We start from the raw sequence: 20970 nt of genomic DNA, 5'->3' as shown, positions 1-20970 counted from the left end.
TGGTGATCGGCACCCCGTAGGGCAGCCCCTCCAGCGTCGCCACCAGTGCGGGACCGTGCGACTCCCCCGCGGTCAGCCAGCGCAACCTGCTCAACGGTGCTCCTCAGTCCAGGCCCGTACGTGCTCGCCCTCGATCTTTTCACGGTCGCGGCACCGCGCCGGCCGTGCGTCCAGCAGGCGGGACGCGCGTCTCACGCCGTCAGGACGCGCGGGCCGCCAGCGCCGCCTCGCCCGCCGCGCGCATGGCGTCCAGCGGCGCCGGGGCGCGGCCGGTCATCAGCTCGACCTGGAGGACGGCCTGGTGGACCAGGAGGTCCAGGCCCCCCACGACCCGTCCCCCCCGGGCGGCCCAGGCGGCGGCCAGCGGGGTGGGCCAGGGCTCGTACAGGACGTCGAAGAGGGTGCCGGGCCGCTCGGGCACGGCCGCCGCCAGAGCGTCGGCGGCGCCCGCCGGGGTGGTGGCGATCACCAGGGGCGCGGTCAGCGCCCGCGGCGCGTCCGCCCAGTCGGCGGTCGTCACCTCCACGCCCAGCCGCGTGCCCCAGCCGCGCATCTCCTCGGCCCTCGCCCGGCTGCGGACGTACGCGGTGACCTCGCCGGAGCAGATCCGGGCGAGCGCCGCCAGCGCCGAGGAGGCGGTGGCCCCGGCGCCCAGCACCGCGGCGCGCGGGACGCTCTCCACACCGCGCTCGCGGAGGGCGGCGACCATGCCGGGGATGTCGGTGTTCTCGCCCAAACGGCGGCCGTCGTCGGTGAAGACCACGGTGTTGACGGCCTCGACCGACGCGGCGGTGTCACCGATGCCGTCCAGCAGCGGGATGACGGCCCGCTTGAGGGGCATGGTCAGCGACAGCCCGGCCCAGCGCTCCCCGCTCCCGGCGATCTTCTCCAGGAAGGGGGCGATGCCGTCCTCCCCGACCTCGAAGCGGTCGTAGGTCCAGCCGGCCAGGCCCATCGCCCCGTAGGCGGCCCGGTGGAGCACCGGGGAGAGCGAATGGGCGATGGGGGATCCGAGGACCGCCGCCCGTCTGCCGCCGGTACCGCTGCCCACCGGTTCGCTCATCTCTGCGCGTCCTGCCGCATCGTCGGTACTCCTCACGGGGACGGACGGTACCCGGGTCCCCGCCGGAAGGGGAACCCGGGCCCGTTCACTGCTGGGTCTTGTTGTACTCCTCCACGTACTTCTGGTGCTCCTCGTAGGTCTCGGTGAACACGGTGTTGTCCTCGGTCACCGAGACGAAGTAGTGCCAGTCGCCCTCGGCCGGTTCGACCGCGGCGTGCAGCGCCTCCGCTCCCGGGCTGTTGATGGGCCCCGGCGGCAGGCCCTTCTTGGCGTAGGTGTTGTACGGGTGGTCGAACTTCGCCATGGCGCTGGGAGAGGGCACGTCCAGCGTGTACTGGTTCTTCGCGTAGTTGTACGTGGAGTCGAACTGCAGGTAGCCGTTGGTCTCGGTGTTGTCGGGCCTGAGGCGGTTGTAGACGACGCGGGCGACCTTCACGAAGTCGTGCTTGTACTTGCCCTCGGCCTGCACCAGGCTGGCGACGGTGAGCACCTCCAGCGGCGAGTCGAGTCCGAGCTGCTCGGCGTGGCCCTCCAGGTCGAACTTCTCGAATTCCCGCTCGGCCCGTTCGACCATCTGCTTGAGCAGGTCCTCGGGCTCGGTCTTCTCGCCCACGGTGTACTTGGCGGGGAAGAGGAAGCCCTCGGGGTTGTCCTCGGCCCATTCGGGCAGCCCGAGGTCGGCCTTCTCCGCGGCGGCGGCGGTGGCGCCCTTCTTCAGACCGAGCTTCTCGTCGATCAGGGCGTAGACCTCCGAGGCCCGCTTCCCCTCGGCGATGATGAGGGCGTTCTGGCTGGAGGGGTCGAGCATCATCTCCAGGGCCGCCTCGGCCGACATCTCCTTGCGCAGCACGTAGACGCCGGCCTGTATGGTCCGCGTCCTGGCGGGGTCGGTGTTGGACGCCTCGATGAACGCGCCCTGGCTCTTGACCACCCCGGCCTTCTCCAGGATGGCCCCCATCTCCGCCAGGCTGCTGCCCTCGGGGATCTCGACCTGGACCTCGCCGCTGCCCTGTCCGGAGAAGTCCGGCGCGGCGGCGAAGTGGCTCTGGTAGAAGTCGTAGGCGAAGTAGCCCGCGCCGCCCACGCCGCCCACCAGGACGACGGCGACGACGAGGCAGGCGACGCCGTTTTTGCTCCTGCCCTTGTCACGGCCCTTGTCCCGGCGCCCGGCACGGCCGGAACGGCCGCCGTCCGCGCCGCGGCCGCCGCCGGTGCCCTCGCCGACGGCGTCATCTGTGCCGTCGGTGTCGTCGGCGTCCGTGAAGAAGGCGTGCTCGCCCTGGTCGGGGCCGGGGTCCCAGCCGGTCTCCTCGTCGGGTCCGGGTCCCGGGTCCGGCTCGTCCCGGCGCCGGACCTGCGGCGGGTGCTGCCGGTCGTGCGGGTGCCGGCCGTGCGGGTGCTGCGGAGGACCGTGCTGACCGGGCTGCTGCCCGTAGGGATCCTGGGCGCCGTAGGGATCCTGGGCTCCGTGGTGGTCCTGGTACTGCCCGCCGCCCTGGGTGTCCCAGCCCTGGTTCCCGTACGGATCGCCGTGCTGCTGGTGGTGTCCCCCGCCGTAGGGGTCCCCGTGCTGCTGCGCGTAGGGATCCCCGTGCCGGCCGTGGCCGTACGGGTCGCCGTGCTGCTGTCCGTAGGGGTCGGACTGGTGGCCGTACGGCCGGCCACCGTCCTGGGCGCCCCATTCCTGCCCCCCGTAGGAGGGCGTCAGGGGATCGTTCAGCGGATCGTTGAGGGGGTCGCTGAGAGGGTCGTGTGACTGCTGCGCCTGCTGGGGCTGGTACTGCTGTCCGCCGCCGTACGGGTCCCAGCCTCCCTGCTGGGGCTGCTCCCACTGCCGGTCCCCGTAGAGAGGGTCGTCGGGATGCCACGGTTCGGAGCCGGCGCCCCGGCCATACTCAGTCATCGATCCCCTAGAGCCGCGAGGCGGCAGCCGGTTCTGGTACACACGGACCGGTGCCCGAATCCCCGCCTGCCGTACGGCTGGTATTCGAACAGCGCTGTCCGGGCGGAACGTTACCGTACCGCGATCAGGCCGCCGCCTCGACGCACTCGCCCGGGGGACTGCCCGACACCCGCTCGGTCTCCAGGGCGCTCTGGAGGATGACCACGGCCGCCGCCTGGTCGATGCGGCTCCGGCCCTTCTTCGACGACACGCCCGAGGCGCGCATGGACTGGGCCGCGGTGACGGTGCTCATCCGCTCGTCCACCAGGCGCACCGCCACGGGTGCGATGTCCCCGGCCAGCTCCCGTGCGAAGGCCCTCACCCGGGCCGCGGCCGGGCCCTCGCGTCCGCTGAGGGAGCGAGGGAGCCCGACCACGACCTCCAGGGGCTCGTACTCGGCGACGAGCTGGGCCAGCCGCCGGCGGGCGGCCGGGACGTCGCGTCCCGGCACGGTCTCCACCGGGGTGGCCAGCAGCCCGTCGGGGTCGCAGGAGGCGACCCCGATCCGGGCGTCCCCGACATCGACGGCGAGCCGCCTGCCCCGTCGCATCAGGCGTCCGCCACCAGGCGCTCGACGACGGCGACGGCCTCCTCGATCGCGTCCGGGTTCTGGCCGCCACCCTGGGCGACGTCCGGCTTGCCGCCGCCTCCGCCGCCGAGGGCCTTGGCCGCGGCGCGGACCAGCTCGCCGGCCTTCAGCCCGCGGTCGCGGGCGGCGTCGTTGGTGGCGATGACGGTCAGCGGGCGGTCGTTCACCACTGTGAACAGGGCCACCACGGCCGGGCGTCCGCCCTGGACGCGGCCCCGGACGTCGAGGACGAGCTTGCGCAGGTCGTCGGCCGTCGTGCCGTCGGGCACCCGGCCCCCGACGAAGGCGATGCCGTTCACGTCCCGGGCGGAGGAGGCCAGTCCGGCGGCGGCGGCGAGGACCTTCTCGGCGCGGAAGCGCTCGATCTCCTTCTCGGCCTCCTTCAGGCGGGCGAGCATCCCGGAGATCCTCTCCGGAAGCTCCTCGGGGCGGCCCTTGACCAGGTCGGTGAGCTGGGAGACCACCGTGTGCTCGCGGGCGAGGAACTGGTAGGCGTCCACGCCGACCAGGGCCTCCACGCGGCGCACGCCGGAACCGATGGAGGACTCGCCCAGCAGCTTCACCAGACCGAGCTGGGCGGTGTTGTGCACGTGGGTGCCGCCGCACAGCTCCTTGGAGAAGTCGCCGATGGTGACCACGCGCACCCGGTCGCCGTACTTCTCGCCGAACTCGGCGATGGCGCCCTGCTTCCTGGCCTCGTCCATGCTCATCACCTCGGCGGTGACGTCGAGTTCGCGGGCGAGAACCTCGTTGATCTTCTGCTCGACGTCGGTGAGGACCGTGCCGGGCACCGGGTTCGGCGAGCCGAAGTCGAAGCGGAAGCGGCCGGGGGCGTTCTCGGAGCCGGCCTGGGCGGCCGTCGGGCCGAGCGCGTCGCGCAGCGCCTGGTGGGTGAGGTGGGTGGCGCTGTGGGCGCGGGCGATGGCCCGGCGGCGGCGCACGTCGATGGCGGCGTAGGCGTTCGAGCCGACGGTGACCTCGCCGACCTGGACGGTGCCCTTGTGCACGGTGACGCCGGGCACCGGCTGCTGGACGTCGCGGACCTCCACGACGGCGCCGTTGTCCAGGCGGATCCGGCCGGTGTCGGGCTGCTGGCCGCCGCCCTCGGCGTAGAACGGGGTGCGGTCGAGCACGATCTCGACGTCGTCGCCCTCGGAGGCGGCCGGCGAGGGCACGCCGCCCACCAGCAGGCCGACGACGCTGGCCTCCCCCTCGGTGTCGGTGTAGCCGGTGAAGACGGTGGACCCGGCGGTGTCGGCGACCTCGCGGTAGGCGCTCAGGTCGGCGTGGCCGGTCTTCTTGGCCCGCGCGTCGGCCTTGGCGCGCTCCCGCTGCTCCCTCATCAGGCGGCGGAAGCCCTCCTCGTCCACGGACAGGCCCTGCTCGGCGGCCATCTCCAGGGTGAGGTCGATGGGGAAGCCCCAGGTGTCGTGGAGCAGGAACGCCTTGTCGCCGGGGAGGACGCGGGAGCCCGCGGCCTTGGTCTCGGTGACGGCGGCGTCGAGGATGTTGGTGCCGGCCTTGAGGGTCTTGAGGAAGGCGGCCTCCTCGGCGAGCGCGACGGTCTCGATGCGCTGCCGGTCGGTGATCAGCTCGGGGTACTGCTGCCCCATCATGCCGATCACGACGTCGACCAGGTCGCCGACGACCGGCCGCTCGGCGCCCAGGATGCGCATGTTGCGGATGGCGCGGCGCATGATGCGGCGCAGCACGTAGCCGCGGCCCTCGTTGCCGGGGGTGACGCCGTCGCCGATGAGCATCACGGAGGTGCGCATGTGGTCGGCGACCACGCGCAGGGAGACGTCGGTGTTCTCGGCGTCGCCGTAGGCCACGCCGGTCAGCTCGCCGGCCTTGTCGATGACCGCGCGCAGGGTGTCGGTCTCGTACATGTTGTGCACGCCCTGCAGGATCATCGCCAGGCGCTCCAGACCGAGGCCGGTGTCGATGTTCTTGCTGGGCAGCTCGCCGACGATCGGGTAGTCCTTGCCCTCGCCCGGACCGCGCTCGTACTGCATGAAGACCAGGTTCCAGATCTCCACGTAGCGCTCGTCGTTGACGGCCGGGCCGCCCTCGGGGCCGAACTCCGGGCCGCGGTCGTAGTTGATCTCGGAGCAGGGGCCGCAGGGACCGGGCACGCCCATGTCCCAGAAGTTGTCCTTCTTGCCCAGGCGCTGGATCCGCTCCGCGGGGACGCCGACGACGTCGCGCCAGATGCGCTCGGCCTCGTCGTCCTCCTCGTAGACGGTGATCCACAGCCGCTCCGGGTCCAGGCCGTAGCCGCCCTCGTCCTGCGGCGTGGTGAGCAGCTCCCAGGCGAGCTTGGCGGCGCCCTCCTTGAAGTAGTCGCCGAAGGAGAAGTTGCCGCACATCTGGAAGAAGGTGCCGTGCCGGGTGGTCTTGCCGACCTCCTCGATGTCCGGGGTGCGCACGCACTTCTGCACGCTGGTGGCGCGCTTGTACGGCGGGGTGGCCTCCCCCAGGAAGTACGGCTTGAAGGGCACCATGCCCGCGGGAACCAGCAGCAGCGTCGGGTCGTCCGCGATCAGCGACGCCGACGGCACGACGGTGTGCCCCCGCTCCTCGAAGAAGCGCAGCCAGCGGCGGCGGATTTCAGCCGACTCCATCAGTGGTCCTCATTCCGGTCGTACGGGTGGGTGGCGCCGAGTCCGCGGCGGGGGCCGCCGGGCAGTGTCCGGGGCGGTACCCGCGCGGGGAGCTCGGGGTGGTCGGGAGCGGGGTCGACGGGTGCCGTCAGCCCCAGTGCCTCGTTCAACTCGCTCTCCCGCTGCGCCATTCCGGCGCGGACGTCGAGCGCGAAGTCCCTCAGCCGGTGTCCGGCCGCCACGGCCTGGTCGGCCGCCCTGGCGGCGAGGCTTTCGGGGGTGAGGCTGCGCAGCTTGCGGTTGACCTTGGTGGTGGCCCAGACGCCGGCGGCGGCGCCGGCTCCGAACCAGAAGGCGCGGCGGAACACGGTGGGCTCAGTCCTCTCCGTCGCGTCCGTCGCGGCGTGCGCGGCCCGCCCGGCGGGCGGCCGGGACGGACCGGCCCACGACGACGGTGCGCCGGGGCCGCGGCGGGCTGCTCCTGCGTCCGAGGGCGCGGCGCACCCCGTAGCCGAACGCGGCGACCTTCACCAGGGGGCCGCCGAAGGCGGTGGAGACGGTGGAGGAGAGCGCCGAGGCGTTGGCGGTGACCTCCTGGACGTCGGCGGCGATGGCGTCGACCCGGCTGAGCTGGCTCTGCGCCGAGCGGACGGTCTCGGACGCCTCGGCGAGGAGGGGGACCGCCTGCTCCGTCACGCCCGTCACCAGCTTGGTCGCCGCCCTGAGCGTCTGCGCGAGCCTCACCAGCACCACGGCGAGGAACGACACCAGGATCGCCCAGAAGACGGCCACCAGGAGGCCGGCCACCTCTCCACCGGACACGCTGCACCGCTTCCCTCGGATGTATGGGGGTCGGCCGTCGCGCCGTGGCTCGTGAAGGGGTCTGCGCCCACCGATCCCACGGGTGCGACGGCGGATACCGACCTTATCGCGCCGGGGCCCCTGGCCCGTACCGCGTTCTTCCCGGCCACCGGCCCGGCGGGGCGTGTGCGCGGCGCACGCGCGCCGGCCCTCCCGCCGCCCGGGGGCGGTGGGAGGGCCGGCGACCGGGAGGTCCGGGCGTGTCCGCGTGCCCGGGCGGCGCCCGGTGGGCGTCAGCGGGCGTAGTACTCGACGACGAGCTGCTCGTCGCAGACGACCGGGATCTCCTTGCGGTTGGGGTCGCGGTCGAGGCGGAACGCCAGCGCCTTGAGGTTGACCTCCAGGTAGCGCGGGGTTTCGCCGTCGGTGGCGTAGCCGCCCTCGCGGGCCACCTGGAAGGGGTGCTTGTCGCGGCTGCGCTCGCGGACCATGACCACGTCGCCGGGACGGACCCGGAAGGAGGGCTTGTCGACCTTGCGGCCGTTGACCTCGATGTGGCCGTGCACGACCATCTGCCGCGCCTGGTAGATGGTGCGGGCGAGCCCCGAGCGGAGCACGAGCGCGTCGAGCCGGCGCTCCAGCTCGACGACGAGCGCCTCGCCGGTCTTGCCCTCGGCCTTCCGGGCGCGGTCGTAGGCCCGCGCCATCTGGCGCTCGCTGATGTCGTACTGGGCGCGCAGCCGCTGCTTCTCCAGCAGCCGGACCTTGTAGTCGCTGTTCTGCTTGCGGCCCCGGCCGTGCTCGCCCGGCGGGTAGGGACGCTGCTCGAAGTACTTGACGGCCTTCGGGGTTAGCGCGATGCCGAGCGCACGCGACTTCTTGACCTTGGGACGCGACTGGTTCACGTTGAACGGACCTCCGTGTAACTTAGGTGAGCCTTACCTTAGCGGAGGAGAACGCATGTTTCGACCTGGGAGTCCCCTGTCCGGCGCCGGTTCCGCACGCGGCGCCGGCCGCACGGCCGGCGCCGAAGGCGTGATGAGCGCGGGAAGGGGTCAGCCGCGTCCCGAGGAGGAATCGGACGTCCGGCGGCCTGGCGGCGCCGAGCGGTTGCGCACCCTCGTGGAGGCGAACGCCTCGGCCGCCCTGGTCATTCCCGGTGCCGAACCGCACGAGCCGGGGCAGGGCGCCGCCGAGGCCCGGGCCGTCACCCCGGAGGGGGACGTGTTCCTGCTGGTCCCGGCCGGTTCCCCGGCTGCCGGGGTCGCCGTGCACGCCCGGGGCGACGACCTCGCCGCTGTGGTGGAGATCACCGACGTGGCGCCCGTCGCGGTCCCCCACCGCATCCGCGGCCGGGCCCGGCTGGCGGGCTGGCTCTCCCCCGTGACCGGTGCCGAGCGCACCGCCTGCGCCGCGCTGCTCGCCGCCCGGCACCCGCACGGCCCGTTCCCGGGGCCCGCCTGGACACCGCTGCGGCTGGAGGTCGGCGAGGGCTGGATCGACGACCTGTGGGGCGCCGAGTCCGTCGAGCCCGAGGAGTTCGCCGCCGCCGAGCCCGATCCGCTGGCCCGCCACGAGGCCGAGCTCCTCCAGCACCTCGCCGCCGCCCACGACGACCTGCTGCGCGGACTGTGCGCCCTGCTGGGGGAGCGCGAACGGGCCTGCGGCGCCGGCTCCCGGGAGCGGGTGGTGCCGCTGGCGCTGGACCGGTTCGGGCTGCGGGTGCGGTTCTGGGCCGACGGACGCGGTTTCGACGCGCGCTTCGACTTCCCCCGCCCGGTGCGGACCGTCCGGGAGCTGCGGCGGGCCGTGCGCGCCCTGTTCGAGGCGGCCGCGCCGGAGTGACGGACCGGAGGGCTCACCCCTCCTCCGCCGGTCTCCCCCTCGGCTCCTCCCGCGGCGCGCCCTCGCCCCGCAGCCTGGCCCGCACCCGCTCCGCCACCTCGGCGTACCGGGCCTCCGCCCCGTACCGCGTGGGCTCGTAGTACCGCCTGCCGTGGACGCCGTCGGGGGCGTACCGCTGCGCGGCGATGCCGCCCGGCACGTCGTGCGGGTACAGGTACCCCTCGCCGTGGCCCATCTTCCGCGCGCCCTTGTAGTGGCTGTCGCGCAGGTGCGGCGGCACGGGGCCGGCCAGCCCCGCCCGCACGTCCGCCAGGGCCGCGTCGATCGCCAGGTAGGCGGCGTTGGACTTCGGCGCGAGGGCGAGGGCTATGGTCGCCTGGGCGAGCGTGATCCTCGCCTCCGGGAAGCCGATCATCGCCACCGCCTGCGCGGCGGCCACGGCCGTCTGCAGGGCGGTGGGGTCGGCCAGGCCGATGTCCTCGCTGGCGGAAATCATCAGGCGCCGGGCGATGAACCGCGGGTCCTCCCCCGCCTCGATCATCCGGGCCAGGTAGTGGAGCGCCGCGTCCACGTCCGAGCCGCGGATGGACTTGATGAGCGCGCTGGCCACGTCGTAGTGCTGGTCGCCGTCCCGGTCGTACTTCACCGCGGCCCGGTCGACGGCCTCCTCCAGCGTCGCCAGGGTGATCGTCTCCTCGCCCTTGGCCAGGGCCGCGCCCGCGCCCGCCTCCAGCGCGGTGAGCGCCCGGCGCGCGTCGCCGCCGGCGATCCGCAGCAGGTGCGCCTCGGCGTCCTCGGGCAGGCTCACCGCGCCGGCCAGTCCGCGCTCGTCGGCGACGGCGCGGCGCAGCAGCCCGCGCAGGTCGTCGTCGGTCAGCGGCTCCAGGGTGAGCAGCAGCGAGCGGGACAGCAGCGGGGAGATCACCGAGAAGTACGGGTTCTCCGTCGTCGCCGCGACGAGGGTGACCCAGCGGTTCTCCACGGCCGGCAGCAGGGAGTCCTGCTGGGCCTTGCTGAACCGGTGGATCTCGTCCAGGAACAGCACGGTGTCCTTGCCGTAGGCGCCCGAGGAGCGCTTGGCGCCCTCGATGACGGCCCGGACCTCCTTCACCCCGGCGGTGATCGCCGACAGTTCGACGAAGCGCTTGTCGGTGGCCCGGCTGACGACGTACGCCAGGGTCGTCTTGCCGGTGCCGGGCGGCCCCCACAGGATCACCGACGACGGCCCCGCCGGGCCTCTGCCGCCCTCGCCGACCAGGCGGCGCAGCGGGGAGCCGGGGCGCAGCAGGTGCTGCTGGCCGACGACCTCGTCCAGGGTGCGCGGGCGCATCCGGACCGCCAGCGGAGTGCTGGCGGGATCCTTCTCCCGGCGTTCCTCTGCGGCGGCGGTGAACAGATCGTCTTCCACGGAACGAAACCCTAAGCCACCTCGCCGACAGTGCCGGGAGAGCCGGAGGACGCCGAGGGGCCGGGGGCCGGGAACGCCGACGGGCCGCCCCGCGGTGCGGGGCGGCCCGTCGTGCCGTGGTGTCCTGCGCCCGGCCGGTCACCTGGTCCAGAAGTCCCACCAGCGGGTCAGGATCAGCATGCCGATGACGCCGATGTGGAGTGCCGGGATCACCCAGTGGAACTCCGCCACCCCGTTGCGGAGCCAGGCGGGGGCGGGCAGGAAGCCGTTGCGGATGTTCCGGAAGGTCGTGTACCAGAACATCAGCAGCGTGGCGATCCAGGCCAGGTTGCACCACAGGCACAGCGCGCCGATGTTGTACAGCGCCTGGTACATCAGCCAGGTGCAGAAGCCGACGCCGAAGAGCATCCCGGCGTTCATCGTCAGCCAGTACCAGCGGGGGAAGCCCGCCCCGGCCAGCAGGCTCATCCCGACGCAGACGACGATCCCGTAGGTGACCAGGCCGAGCACCGGGTTGGGGAACCCGAACACCTCGGCCTGCGCGCTCTTCATCACGTCGCTGCAGGAGACGATCGGGTTGAGGTTGCACGCCGTGTCGAACACCTCGCCGGAGATCTGCGCCTCCAGCATCCGGTACTTGTCGACGGTGATCACCCACGACGCGAGCACCCCGGCCAGGCCGGTGATCACCAGCAGCAGGGCGTAGGCGCGCCCCGCGCCCACGGCACCACGCCGTACGGGCGAGTCCTCACCGGCGGGCGCCAGGTCTTCTCGTGGTGCCGTGGTCGTCGTCATGGCGGTCATCCTGTCGTCTCGGGCGGGGTTTTCATTCTGCACAACGCCCAACGACTCAGGCGAGCTTCCGTCGCACTTCCTCCACCACCCGGTCCAGCGGCACCGGGCTCTGCTCACCGCTGTCGAGGTCCTTGAGCTGGACGACGCCCTCGGCCAGGTCCCGCTCCCCCGCCACCAGGGCGTAGGCCGCCCCGGAGCGGTTGGCCGACTTCATGGCGTTCTTCAGGCCCTTGCCGCCGTAGGCGAAGTCCGTCGCGACCCCCTGGCGGCGCAGCTCGGTGACGACGCCGAACAGCGTCCGCCGCGCCTGGTCGCCCAGGGGGACCGCGAAGACCTTCGTGGGCGAGGGCTCGGGCAGCTCGACGCCCTCGGCCCGCAGGGCCAGCACCGTGCGGTCCACGCCCAGCGCCCAGCCCACCGAGGGCAGCGGGGGCCCGCCGAGCATCTCCGACAGGCCGTCGTAGCGGCCGCCGCCGCCGACCGCGGACTGCGAGCCGAGCCCGTCGTGGACGAACTCGAAGGTGGTGCGGGTGTAGTAGTCCAGGCCGCGCACCAGCTTCTCGTCGTCGACGAAGGCCACCCCGGCCGCCGTCAGCAGCTCGCGCACCTGCTCGTGGTACTCCTTGCACGCCTCGCACAGGTGGTCGGGCATCATCGGGGCGCCGGCGAGCTGCTTCTGGACGGACTCGCGCTTGTCGTCCAGCACCCGCAGCGGGTTGATCTCGATGCGGGCGCGGGTGGCCTCGTCCAGGTCGAGTCCGCGCAGGAACTCCTGGAGCCGGGCGCGGTAGGCCGGGCGGCACTCGCGGTCGCCCAGGGAGTTCAGCAGCAGCCGGAAGTTCCTCAGGCCCAGCGAGCGGTACGCGTCCACGGCCAGGATGATCAGCTCGGCGTCCAGGGCCGGATCCTCCGCGCCCAGGGCCTCGGCGCCGACCTGCGAGAAGTGGCGGTAGCGGCCGGCCTGGGGGCGCTCGTAGCGGTACTGCGAGCCGGAGTACCAGACCTTGATCGGCAGGGCGCCGCGGTGCAGGTTGTGCTCCAGGACCGCGCGGACGACCGGCGCGGTGCCCTCGGGCCGCAGCGCCAGACGGCTGCCGCCCTTGGTGGTGAGGGTGTACATCTCCTTGGTCACGATGTCCGTGGACTCGCCCACGCCGCGGGCGAACAGCTCCACGTTCTCGAAACCGGGGGTCTCGATGTAGCCGTAGCCGGCGCGCCTGAGCGGCGCGGCGATCGCCTCCCGGACCGCCAGGTAGTCGGCGGACTCCGGGGGGAGGAGGTCGTAGGTGCCCCTGGGGGCGGTGAAGGTGCTCACGTTCTGCGTCGTCACATTCCTCGTCGCGGGGCGGCGGTGCCGCCTCCCGTTCCGAACGGGCGGCCGGCGGCCACCTCCCTCAGGAACGGGTTGGTGGCGCGCTCGCGGCCGATGGTGGTCTGGGGGCCGTGGCCGGACAGCACCACGGTCGAGTCCTCCAGGGGCAGGCACACGCGTGCCAGCGACCTCAGGATCTCGGCGTGGTCGCCGCCGGGCAGGTCGGTGCGTCCGATGGAGCCGGCGAACAGCAGGTCGCCCGAGAACAGCACCGGCGGGACGTCGGCCTGCTCGGGCAGCCGGAAGGTCACCGACCCCCTGGTATGGCCCGGCGCGTGCGCGACGGTCAGCTCCAGACCCGCCAGGGACAGCGAGGCCCCGTCCGTCAGCTCCTGGACGTCGTCGGGCTCCCCGACCGTGATCTCGCCCATCAGCGGCTGCCCTATGGAGCGCCCGAGCCACTTCTCGGGGTCGCTCATCATCTCCCTGTCCTCCGGGTGGATCCAGGCGGGCACGTCGTGCGCGCCGCACACCGGGACCACGGAGGCGACGTGGTCGATGTGGCCGTGGGTGAGGAGGACGGCGACGGGCTTGAGCCGGTGTCTGGCAATGGTCTCCTCGACGCCCTCGGCGGCCTGGTGGCCCGGGTCGATGATCACGCACTCCTCACCGGCGGCGGGGGCGACCAGATAACAATTGGTCCCCCAGGCCCCGGCGGGGAACCCGGCAATGAGCACGATCGTCCTTCAGTCGTCCGTCAGGGAGGTTGCGGCCGTGTGCGCCGGTGCGGAACCGGCGGTCACAGAGCCTACCTGCGACGGGACGGAGGCCGCGAACCCATATCCCGTATACGGTACGGCCCAAGCTGTGGCACAGATGTGCGTACGCACGCCCCGAAGCACTCGAAGGAGACGACCCGTGGTCAGCAGTGAGCAGCGGCGCAAGCAGCTCGCCCGCGAGAAGTACCTGCGGCAGCAGCAGCGGCGGGCCGAAGCACGGCGCAAGGCCCGGATCCGCAACGCGGCCATCGCGGGCGGCCTGGCCCTGGTGCTGGCGGCCGGCGGGGCCTACGCCGCCGCCGGCGGGCTGGCGGCGGACGACGAGAAGAAGTCGGACAGCGCGACGGCGGAGCCCTCGGCCGCGGCCACCAGCAAGGCCCCGGACCCCTGCGAGAAGCCGGCGAAGGGCAAGCCGGGCGACAAGCAGTGGAAGAAGGAGCCGAAGATGTCGATCGACACCTCGGCCTCCTACACGATGAAGCTGGAGACCACCTGCGGCGACATCGAGGTCGAGCTGGACGCCGCCGAGGCGCCGCGCACCGTGAACTCCTTCGAGTTCCTGGCCGGTGAGGGCTACTTCGACCACACCAAGTGCCACCGCCTGGTCACCGAGGGCATCCACGTGCTGCAGTGCGGCGACCCGACCGCCACCGGCACCGGCGGCCCCGGCTACAAGTTCGAGGACGAGAACCTGGACGACCCCAGGGTCAAGGACGGCACCTACCCGGCGGGCACGGTGGCCATGGCGAACTCGGGCCCGGACACCAACGGCAGCCAGTTCTTCCTGGTCTACAAGGACAGCAAGCTGCCCCCGAACTACACCCCGTTCGGCACCGTCACCAAGGGCATGGACGTGCTGGAGAAGATCGCCGAGGCCGGTTCCACGATGGACCCGCAGACGGGCAACACCCCGCCGAACGCGACCGTCGTGATCGACAGGGCGACCGTGTCCAAGGGGTGACGGCGGGGGGCGCCGGGGCGGCGGCCGCGGGAGCCGCGATTTCGGCCGCGCGGAATGCGGACAGCGCGGGCACCGGTCGCCTATGTTGGGCGTTGGGTAGGGTGCCTGCGCCGACGGCCCGGCGAAACCCCTGGTCGGACCGGTCAATTCCGGTCCGGCCGGTCAAAACCAACTGTCGGCCGGATGACAACTGTGGACGATGCCCGGGAGCGCACGCCTCCCGCCGGCGTCATGTGGAGGAGGCGCTGTGAGCAGCGACCCGTGGGGCCGCGTCGACGAGACGGGGACCGTGTACGTGCGTACCGCCGACGGCGAGAGGGTCGTCGGATCGTGGCAGGCGGGCTCTCCCGAGGAGGCCCTCGCCTACTTCGAGCGCAAGTACGACGGCCTGGTCGTGGAGATCGACCTCCTTGAGCGCCGGGTGAGGACCACCGACCTGTCGGCCAAGGACGCGCTGACGGCCGTCGAGCACCTGCGGCAGCAGGTCGACGAGGCGCACGCAGTGGGCGACCTGGCGGCGCTGGGCAAGCGGCTGGACCAGCTCACCGAGCTGATCGAAACCCGCCAGGAGGAGCGCAGGGCGGCCAGGGCCAGGCAGGCCGAGGAGGCCCGCAGGGCCAAGGAGGAGCTGGTCGCCGAGGCCGAGGAGCTGGCCCGGAGCGACCAGTGGCGGACGGCCGGGGAGCGGCTGCGCGCCCTGGTGGACACGTGGAAGGGCCTGCCCCGGCTCGACCGCAAGTCCGACGACGAGCTGTGGCACCGCTTCTCGCACGCCCGCTCGGCCTTCTCCAAGCGGCGCAAGGCGCACTTCGCGTCGCTGGACGCCCAGCGCGAGGAGGCACGGCGCCGCAAGGAGAAGCTGGTCGCCGAGGCCGAGGCGCTCTCCGGCTCGACGGACTGGGGCCCCACGGCCGCGCGGTACCGCGAGCTGATGCAGGAGTGGAAGGCCGCCGGCCGCGCCCAGCGCGAGCACGAGGACGAGCTGTGGCAGCGCTTCCGCGGCGCCCAGGACGTGTTCTTCGCCGCCCGCGGCGAGGCCTTCGCCGAGCGGGACGCCGAGCAGCGGGAGAACCTCACCCGCAAGGAGGAGCTGGCCGCCGAGGCGGAGAAGCTGCTCCCGGTCACCGACCTCAGGGCGGCCCGTGCCGCCTTCCGCGCCATCAACGAGCGCTGGGACGCCATCGGTCATGTGCCGAGGGACGCCCGGGCGCGGATCGAGGGCCGGATGCAGGCGGTGGAGCGGGCGATCCAGGAGGCCGAGGAGGCCGAGTGGCGCCGCACCAACCCCGAGGCCCGGGCGCGGGCGGAAGGGCTCACCGGCCAGCTCCAGGACGCGGTGGACAAGCTCCGCGCGCAGATCGACAAGGCGCGCGAGGCGGGCAACACCGCCAAGGCGGAGAAGCTGGAGAAGGAGCTGGAGGGCCGCCAGGCCCTGCTGGACCAGGCCCTCAAGGGGCTGCGGGAGTTCACCGGCTGAGGCTCCGGCCCCGGGAACGGCCCGGACGTGGGAGGGGGAGGCCCCGGCGCCGTGCGGCGCCGGGGCCTCCCCTGTTCCCGGCCCGTGGAGCACGGGCCGGGAAGGGGCGGGCCTTACGACCGGCGGGCCGAGGTGACGCGGTACACGTCGTAGACGCCCTCCACCCCGCGCACCGCCTTCAGGACGTGCCCCAGGTGCTTGGGGTCGCCCATCTCGAAGGTGAAGCGGGAGGTCGCCACCCGGTCCCGGGAGGTCTGGACGGCCGCGGAGAGGATGTTGACGTGCTGGTCGGACAGCACACGGGTGACGTCCGACAGCAGCCGGGAGCGGTCCAGCGCCTCGACCTGGATGGCCACCAGGAAGACCGAGGACTGGGTCGGCGCCCACTCGACGTCGAGGATGCGCTCCGGCTCGCGGGAGAGCGAGTCGACGTTGACGCAGTCGGCGCGGTGGACGGAGACCCCGTTGCCGCGGGTGACGAAGCCGATGATCGGATCGCCCGGCACGGGCGTGCAGCACCGGGCCAGCTTGACCCACACGTCGTCCACGCCCTTGACGACCACGCCCGGGTCGGCGCTGGAGCGCCGCTTGGAGCGCCTGCGCAGCGGCGGGGAGGACTCGGCGATGTCCTCGTTGGCCGCCTCCTCGCCGCCGATGGCCTGGATGAGCTTCTGGACGACGTGCTGCGCGGAGACGTGCCCCTCGCCGATCGCGGCGTAGAGCGCCGAGATGTCGGGGTAGCGCATCTCGTGCGCGAGGGTGACCAGGGAGTCGCCGGTCAGGATGCGCTGGATCGGCAGGTTCTGCTTGCGCATGGCCCGCACGATGGCGTCCTTGCCCTGCTCGATGGCCTCCTCGCGGCGCTCCTTGGAGAACCAGGCGCGGATCTTGTTGCGGGCCCTGGGCGACTTGACGAAGCTCAGCCAGTCGCGGGACGGCCCGGCGCCGGGCGACTTGGAGGTGAAGACCTCCACCAGGTCGCCGTTGTCGAGTGTGGACTCCAGCGGGACGAGCCGCCCGTTGACCCGTGCGCCGATGGTGCGGTGGCCGACCTCGGTGTGGACCGCGTAGGCGAAGTCCACGGGGGTGGCTCCCGCCGGAAGCGCTATGACGTCGCCCTTGGGCGTGAAGACGAAGACCTCGTTGCGGGAGAGGTCGAAGCGCAGCGACTCCAGGAACTCGCCCGGGTCCTCGGTCTCCTTCTGCCAGTCCAGCAGCTGCCGCAGCCACGCCATGTCGTTGATGGCGTCGCCCTTCCCGGCGGGCGCGTCGGTGCGGACCTTGGAGGCGCCGGCCACGGCGTCCTGCTTGTACTTCCAGTGGGCGGCGATGCCGTACTCGGCGCGGCGGTGCATGTCGTAGGTGCGGATCTGCAGCTCGACCGGCTTGCCGCCCGGCCCGATGACCGTCGTGTGCAGCGACTGGTACATGTTGAACTTGGGCATCGCGATGTAGTCCTTGAACCGCCCCGGCACCGGGTTCCACCGGGCGTGGACGGTCCCCAGCGCCGCGTAGCAGTCGCGGACGGTGTCGACCAGGACGCGGATGCCCACCAGGTCGTAGATCTCGGCGAAGTCGCGGCCCCGCACGATCATCTTCTGGTAGACGCTGTAGTAGTGCTTGGGGCGGCCGGTGACGGTCGCCTTGATGCGGGCGCCGCGCAGATCGGCCTGCACCTCGTCGATGACCTTCGCCAGGTACTCGTCCCGCTTGGGGGCCCGCTCGGCCACCAGCCGCACGATCTCGTCGTACATCTTGGGGTAGAGGATCGCGAAGGCGAGATCCTCCAGCTCCCACTTGATGGTGTTCATGCCCAGGCGGTGGGCGAGGGGCGCGTAGATCTCCAGGGTCTCCCGCGCCTTCTGCTCCTGCTTCTCCCGCTTGAGGTAGCGCATGGTGCGCATGTTGTGCAGGCGGTCGGCCAGCTTGATGACCAGCACGCGCGGGTCCTTGGCCATGGCGACGACCATCTTGCGGACCGTCTCCGCCTGGGCGGCCTCGCCGAACTTGACCTTGTCCAGCTTGGTGACGCCGTCGACGAGGAGGGCCACCTGGTCGCCGAAGTCGCGGCGCAGGGTGTCCAGGCCGTACTCGGTGTCCTCGACCGTGTCGTGCAGCAGGCCCGCCATCAGCGTGGCCGGATCCATGCCCAGCTCGGCCAGGATGGTGGTGACGGCCAGCGGGTGGGTGATGTACGGGTCGCCGCTCTTGCGCTTCTGCCCGCGGTGCCAGCGCTCGGCGACCTGGTAGGCGCGCTCGATCTGGCGCAGTGTGGAGGTGTCGGCCTTGGGGTCGTTGCCGCGCACGATCCGCAGCAGCGGTTCCAGGACGGGGTTGTACGGGCTGGAGCGCTGGACGCCGAGACGGGCCAGCCGGGCGCGGACGCGGTTGGAGGAGCCCGAGCGGCCGGAGACGCCGGAGATGGCGCGCGGGGCCGGGTTCCGGTCGCGCGGTCCGGGGTCGTCGCGCTTCCCGCCCGCCGGCGAGGACCCGCCCGTGCGGCCCGGCGACCCCGCGGACGGCTTCGGTTTCGGGGTACCGCCGTTCGCTCCGGCGGCCGTGCCGCTGCCTGCGGAGGGCTTCGCCGGCCTGGCGTCCTGGTGCTGCGCTGCGGTGAGCGGCTGGGCCTCGTCTGGCAAGGGCAACTCCTCGGTGGGCCTCTCCTCGCCGGCGGCGGGTGAGGAGGGAGTTTCCGGCCGGGCAGTGGCCGGACTGCCATGGTATCGACCCCGGCCCCGGAACGGGCCGGACCTCGTGCCGGGGAACGGAAGCGGGGGTGCCGTGCGACGGGCACGACAGGGCACGACGTAGCACGATGAAGGGGGCCGCCCGGACTGCTCCGGACGGCCCCTCGCGCGGGACGGCCGCGTCCCCGCGGGGGCGCGGCCGGTTCGTTCTCTCAGACGGTGATCAGGACGTCCAGCGGTGCGCCCTCCAGGGCGGGCTCCAGCCGGACCCGGCCCGGCAGGAAGCTCAGCTCCATCAGGACGGCCACCCCCGCCACCTGCGCCCCGGAGCGGCGGATGAGCCGCAGGGACGCCTCGGCGGTGCCGCCGGTGGCCAGTACGTCGTCGATCACCAGGACCCGGTCCTCGGGGGTGAGGTCCTCCGCGTGGATCTCGATCTCGGCGCTGCCGTACTCCAGCTCGTACGCCTGCGCCAGGGTGGCGCCGGGCAGCTTGCCCGCCTTCCGCACCGGGACGAACCCGATGCCCGCCTGCACCGCCGCCGGGGCGGCGAGGATGAAGCCGCGCGCCTCCAGGCCCACCACCTTGGTGGCTCCGCGTTCCCGGCACAGCCCGGCCAGCACGCCGGTGAGCGCGCCGAACGCCTCGGGGTCCGCCAGGAGCGGGGTGATGTCCTTGAACAGCACGCCCGGCTTGGGATAGTCGGGCACGTCGCGGATGCGGCTGAGCAGCAGACTGCGCAGTTCGTCGGAGTGGAGAGTCACGGAGGTCACCGGATCACCCTACCGCCGGCGCGCCGGGCGCTGGGCCCGGCCGCGGGCGCGATGTCCGTGCCGCCGGCGGGGTCGGCGCCCGGCCCGGGCGTCCTGCGCCCGGGGCGGCCGGGAGGAATACGACGCCGCCGGGTCCTTTCCAGGCCCCGGCGGCGTCGTGGTCGCCCGTGGTTACTCGGCGTCGCCGTTCCGCCTGGCGTCCCCGGGCTCCGCGTCGTCGGACGCACCGTCCTTCTTGCGCAGGTCGGCCCTGGTGACGGAGCCGTCCTCGCCGGAGGTCAGCGAGGAGGCGTCGTCCGGAACCGCGGGGCCGTCGCCGTCGGCCTCCGGGTCGCCGTGGACGATGCGGTCGTACTCGTCGTCCTCCAGGACGGCGCCGACGGCGTTCTTGGCGTAGACGGCGTGCACGCCCGGCGCGACCTCCAGGAGAACCGTGTCGGGGTGGACCTCCTTCACCCGGGCGTACATGCCGCCGATGGTCCGGATGCCCGTTCCCGGCTGCATCCGGTCGCGCATCTGCATGGCCTGCTGTTGCTTCTTCTTGGCCGAGCGGGTCATCAGGAACATGAACCCGATGAGAACGATGAGGGGAAAGAGAAGTCCAATATCCACGGCGGAAGGTTTCCTTCGCACGACCGCTGGAGAAGCGGCCTGGTATTCGGGGGTGGTCGTGCCCTCCGGTTCGGAGGGCATCGGCGGAGTCTAAGCGAGCCCGCACCAGGGGAACAACGTCAAGCATCGCACCGGGGTTCCGGCTCCGGCGACCGCGGTCGCCGCTTTCCCGTCACGTCCCGAAGAGCCCCTGTTGCCCCGGTCCGCCCGAAGCCGGCTGCTGGGGCGGGGTGAGGCCCATGTGCTTCCAGGCGGCGGGAGTGGCGATCCGGCCGCGGGGGGTACGCGCCAGCAGGCCCTCGCGGACGAGGAACGGTTCGGCGACCTCCTCCACCGTCTCCCGCTCCTCCCCCACCGCCACGGCCAGGGTGGAGAGCCCGACCGGACCGCCGCCGAACAGCCTGAGCAGCGCGTCCAGCACCGCGCGGTCCAGCCGGTCCAGACCCCGGTCGTCCACCTCGTAGACCGCCAGCGCCTGCGCGGCGACCTCCCGGGTGATCACGCCGTCGGCCCGGACCTGGGCGTAGTCGCGCACCCGGCGCAGCAGCCGGTTGGCGATACGGGGGGTGCCGCGGGAGCGTCCGGCGATCTCGGCCGCGCCCTCGGCGTCGATCTCGACGTCCAGCAGGCGGGCGGAGCGGTGCACGACCTGCTCCAGCTCGTGCGGCTCGTAGAACTCCATGTGGGCGGTGAAGCCGAAGCGGTCGCGCAGCGGCGGCGGCAGCAGTCCGGCGCGGGTGGTGGCGCCGACCAGGGTGAAGGGCGGCAGCTCCAGGGGGATCGCGGTGGCGCCGGGCCCCTTGCCGACGATGACGTCCACCCGGAAGTCCTCCATCGCCATGTACAGCATCTCCTCGGCGGGCCGGGACATCCGGTGGATCTCGTCGAGGAACAGCACCTCGCCCTCGGTGAGCGAGGACAGGATCGCGGCCAGGTCCCCCGCGTGCTGGATGGCCGGACCGGAGGTGATCCGGATGGGGGCGCCCATCTCCGCGGCGATGATCATCGACAGGGTGGTCTTGCCGAGGCCGGGGGCTCCGGAGAGCAGTACGTGGTCGGCGGTGCCGCCGCGGGCGCGGGCGGCGCGCAGCACCAGGTCGAGCTGCTCGCGGACCTTGCCCTGGCCGATGAACTCCGCCAGGTCCTTGGGGCGCAGGGCCGCCTCGATGGCGGTGTCCTCGGAGTCCGCGGAGGCGCCGACGAGGCGCTCGGCGCTCCCGGCCGGGCCGTACCCGTCGGCGTGGTGGTCGTCGCGGGTCATGCGGACCGCCTCCCGGCGCCGGTCGCCGCGGCGGGAGTCGGGGCCGGCGTCTGCTCGGTACG

The 20970-nt window shown here is 72.8% G+C and carries 18 protein-coding genes; 3 read left to right on the top strand and 15 right to left on the bottom strand.

Annotated elements, in window-relative coordinates; all coding sequences use genetic code 11:
- Positions 1–199 precede the first annotated feature (199 nt).
- The 7 genes from ABD358_RS10215 to rpsD all read right to left on the bottom strand — a co-directional run bounded on the left by ABD358_RS10215 (position 200) and on the right by rpsD (position 7903).
- Complete coding sequence (locus ABD358_RS10215) at positions 200–1063, bottom strand: shikimate dehydrogenase (protein ID WP_344630568.1); 864 nt, start codon at positions 1061–1063, stop codon at positions 200–202.
- Between the two features lie 85 nt (positions 1064–1148).
- Positions 1149–2966, bottom strand: coding sequence for an endolytic transglycosylase MltG (mltG, locus tag ABD358_RS10210; RefSeq protein WP_344630567.1), 1818 nt, complete (start codon positions 2964–2966; stop codon positions 1149–1151).
- 124 nt (positions 2967–3090) lie between these two features.
- Positions 3091–3555: a Holliday junction resolvase RuvX gene (ruvX, locus tag ABD358_RS10205; protein WP_344630566.1), complete on the bottom strand. Its 465-nt coding sequence runs from the start codon at positions 3553–3555 to the stop codon at positions 3091–3093.
- On the bottom strand, positions 3555–6218 hold the full coding sequence (gene alaS / locus ABD358_RS10200; protein ID WP_344630565.1) for an alanine--tRNA ligase: 2664 nt from the start codon (positions 6216–6218) through the stop codon (positions 3555–3557). The genes ruvX and alaS overlap by 1 nt, the downstream gene beginning before the upstream one ends.
- Positions 6218–6565: a DUF6167 family protein gene (locus ABD358_RS10195; RefSeq protein WP_344630564.1), complete on the bottom strand. Its 348-nt coding sequence runs from the start codon at positions 6563–6565 to the stop codon at positions 6218–6220. The genes alaS and ABD358_RS10195 overlap by 1 nt, the downstream gene beginning before the upstream one ends.
- Positions 6566–6572: 7 nt before the next feature.
- Positions 6573–7019: a DUF948 domain-containing protein gene (locus ABD358_RS10190; protein ID WP_344630563.1), complete on the bottom strand. Its 447-nt coding sequence runs from the start codon at positions 7017–7019 to the stop codon at positions 6573–6575.
- A 272-nt stretch (positions 7020–7291) separates the two neighbouring features.
- Positions 7292–7903: a 30S ribosomal protein S4 gene (gene rpsD, locus ABD358_RS10185; RefSeq protein ID WP_344630562.1), complete on the bottom strand. Its 612-nt coding sequence runs from the start codon at positions 7901–7903 to the stop codon at positions 7292–7294.
- Between the two features lie 133 nt (positions 7904–8036).
- Between rpsD and ABD358_RS10180 the strand changes: the two genes are divergently transcribed.
- Entirely contained in the window at positions 8037–8843 is an 807-nt protein-coding gene (locus ABD358_RS10180) for a DUF2470 domain-containing protein (RefSeq protein WP_344630561.1), read from the top strand.
- Between the two features lie 13 nt (positions 8844–8856).
- Here the strand turns inward: ABD358_RS10180 and ABD358_RS10175 are convergent, their stop codons facing one another.
- The 4 genes from ABD358_RS10175 to ABD358_RS10160 all read right to left on the bottom strand — a co-directional run bounded on the left by ABD358_RS10175 (position 8857) and on the right by ABD358_RS10160 (position 13095).
- Positions 8857–10251 carry a replication-associated recombination protein A gene (locus tag ABD358_RS10175; RefSeq protein ID WP_344630560.1) on the bottom strand — a complete coding sequence of 465 codons (1395 nt, stop codon included), beginning with the start codon at positions 10249–10251 and terminating at the stop codon, positions 8857–8859.
- A gap of 138 nt (positions 10252–10389) precedes the next feature.
- Entirely contained in the window at positions 10390–11046 is a 657-nt protein-coding gene (locus tag ABD358_RS10170; RefSeq protein ID WP_344630559.1) for a vitamin K epoxide reductase family protein, read from the bottom strand.
- Positions 11047–11101: 55 nt separating this feature from the next.
- Positions 11102–12361 carry a histidine--tRNA ligase gene (gene hisS / locus ABD358_RS10165; RefSeq protein ID WP_344630588.1) on the bottom strand — a complete coding sequence of 420 codons (1260 nt, stop codon included), beginning with the start codon at positions 12359–12361 and terminating at the stop codon, positions 11102–11104.
- An 11-nt stretch (positions 12362–12372) separates the two neighbouring features.
- Positions 12373–13095, bottom strand: coding sequence for an MBL fold metallo-hydrolase (locus ABD358_RS10160; RefSeq protein WP_344630558.1), 723 nt, complete (start codon positions 13093–13095; stop codon positions 12373–12375).
- 181 nt (positions 13096–13276) lie between these two features.
- On the opposite strand from ABD358_RS10160, the gene ABD358_RS10155 reads away from it, so the two are divergent.
- Together ABD358_RS10155 and ABD358_RS10150 are read left to right on the top strand one after the other, a co-directional pair.
- A complete protein-coding gene (locus tag ABD358_RS10155) occupies positions 13277–14098 on the top strand; it encodes a peptidylprolyl isomerase (protein WP_344630557.1) in 822 nt (273 codons plus the stop codon).
- Between the two features lie 247 nt (positions 14099–14345).
- Positions 14346–15575 carry a DUF349 domain-containing protein gene (locus ABD358_RS10150; RefSeq protein ID WP_344630556.1) on the top strand — a complete coding sequence of 410 codons (1230 nt, stop codon included), beginning with the start codon at positions 14346–14348 and terminating at the stop codon, positions 15573–15575.
- A 113-nt stretch (positions 15576–15688) separates the two neighbouring features.
- Here ABD358_RS10150 and ABD358_RS10145 read toward each other — a convergent pair whose 3' ends face one another.
- From ABD358_RS10145 to ruvB, 4 genes are all read right to left on the bottom strand, one after another.
- Complete coding sequence (locus ABD358_RS10145; protein WP_344630555.1) at positions 15689–18214, bottom strand: RelA/SpoT family protein; 2526 nt, start codon at positions 18212–18214, stop codon at positions 15689–15691.
- 260 nt (positions 18215–18474) lie between these two features.
- Positions 18475–19026: an adenine phosphoribosyltransferase gene (locus tag ABD358_RS10140; protein ID WP_344630587.1), complete on the bottom strand. Its 552-nt coding sequence runs from the start codon at positions 19024–19026 to the stop codon at positions 18475–18477.
- Between the two features lie 180 nt (positions 19027–19206).
- The gene (gene yajC / locus ABD358_RS10135; protein ID WP_344630554.1) at positions 19207–19647 is read right to left on the bottom strand and encodes a preprotein translocase subunit YajC; all 441 of its coding nucleotides are present in this window, start codon (positions 19645–19647) and stop codon (positions 19207–19209) included.
- 172 nt (positions 19648–19819) lie between these two features.
- A complete protein-coding gene (ruvB, locus tag ABD358_RS10130) occupies positions 19820–20908 on the bottom strand; it encodes a Holliday junction branch migration DNA helicase RuvB (protein ID WP_344630553.1) in 1089 nt (362 codons plus the stop codon).
- Positions 20909–20970: the final 62 nt, after the last annotated feature.

The organism is Streptomyces glaucosporus (genome assembly GCF_039533345.1).
GTDB classification, from domain to species: domain Bacteria; phylum Actinomycetota; class Actinomycetes; order Streptomycetales; family Streptomycetaceae; genus Streptomyces; species Streptomyces glaucosporus.
The sequence above is the reverse complement of the archived record's forward strand: the minus strand, read 5'-3'. Positions and strand labels throughout refer to the sequence as shown.

What these genes read in the sequence shown, in the direction of transcription:
- ABD358_RS10215 (WP_344630568.1), bottom strand. Translation starts at nt 1,063, where the DNA reads ATGAGCGAACCGGTGGGCAGCGGTACCGGCGGCAGACGGGCGGCGGTC.
- mltG (WP_344630567.1), bottom strand. Translation starts at nt 2,966, where the DNA reads ATGACTGAGTATGGCCGGGGCGCCGGCTCCGAACCGTGGCATCCCGAC.
- ruvX (WP_344630566.1), bottom strand. Translation starts at nt 3,555, where the DNA reads ATGCGACGGGGCAGGCGGCTCGCCGTCGATGTCGGGGACGCCCGGATC.
- alaS (WP_344630565.1), bottom strand. Translation starts at nt 6,218, where the DNA reads ATGGAGTCGGCTGAAATCCGCCGCCGCTGGCTGCGCTTCTTCGAGGAG.
- ABD358_RS10180 (WP_344630561.1), top strand. Translation starts at nt 8,037, where the DNA reads ATGAGCGCGGGAAGGGGTCAGCCGCGTCCCGAGGAGGAATCGGACGTC.
- ABD358_RS10170 (WP_344630559.1), bottom strand. Translation starts at nt 11,046, where the DNA reads ATGACGACGACCACGGCACCACGAGAAGACCTGGCGCCCGCCGGTGAG.
- ruvB (WP_344630553.1), bottom strand. Translation starts at nt 20,908, where the DNA reads ATGACCCGCGACGACCACCACGCCGACGGGTACGGCCCGGCCGGGAGC.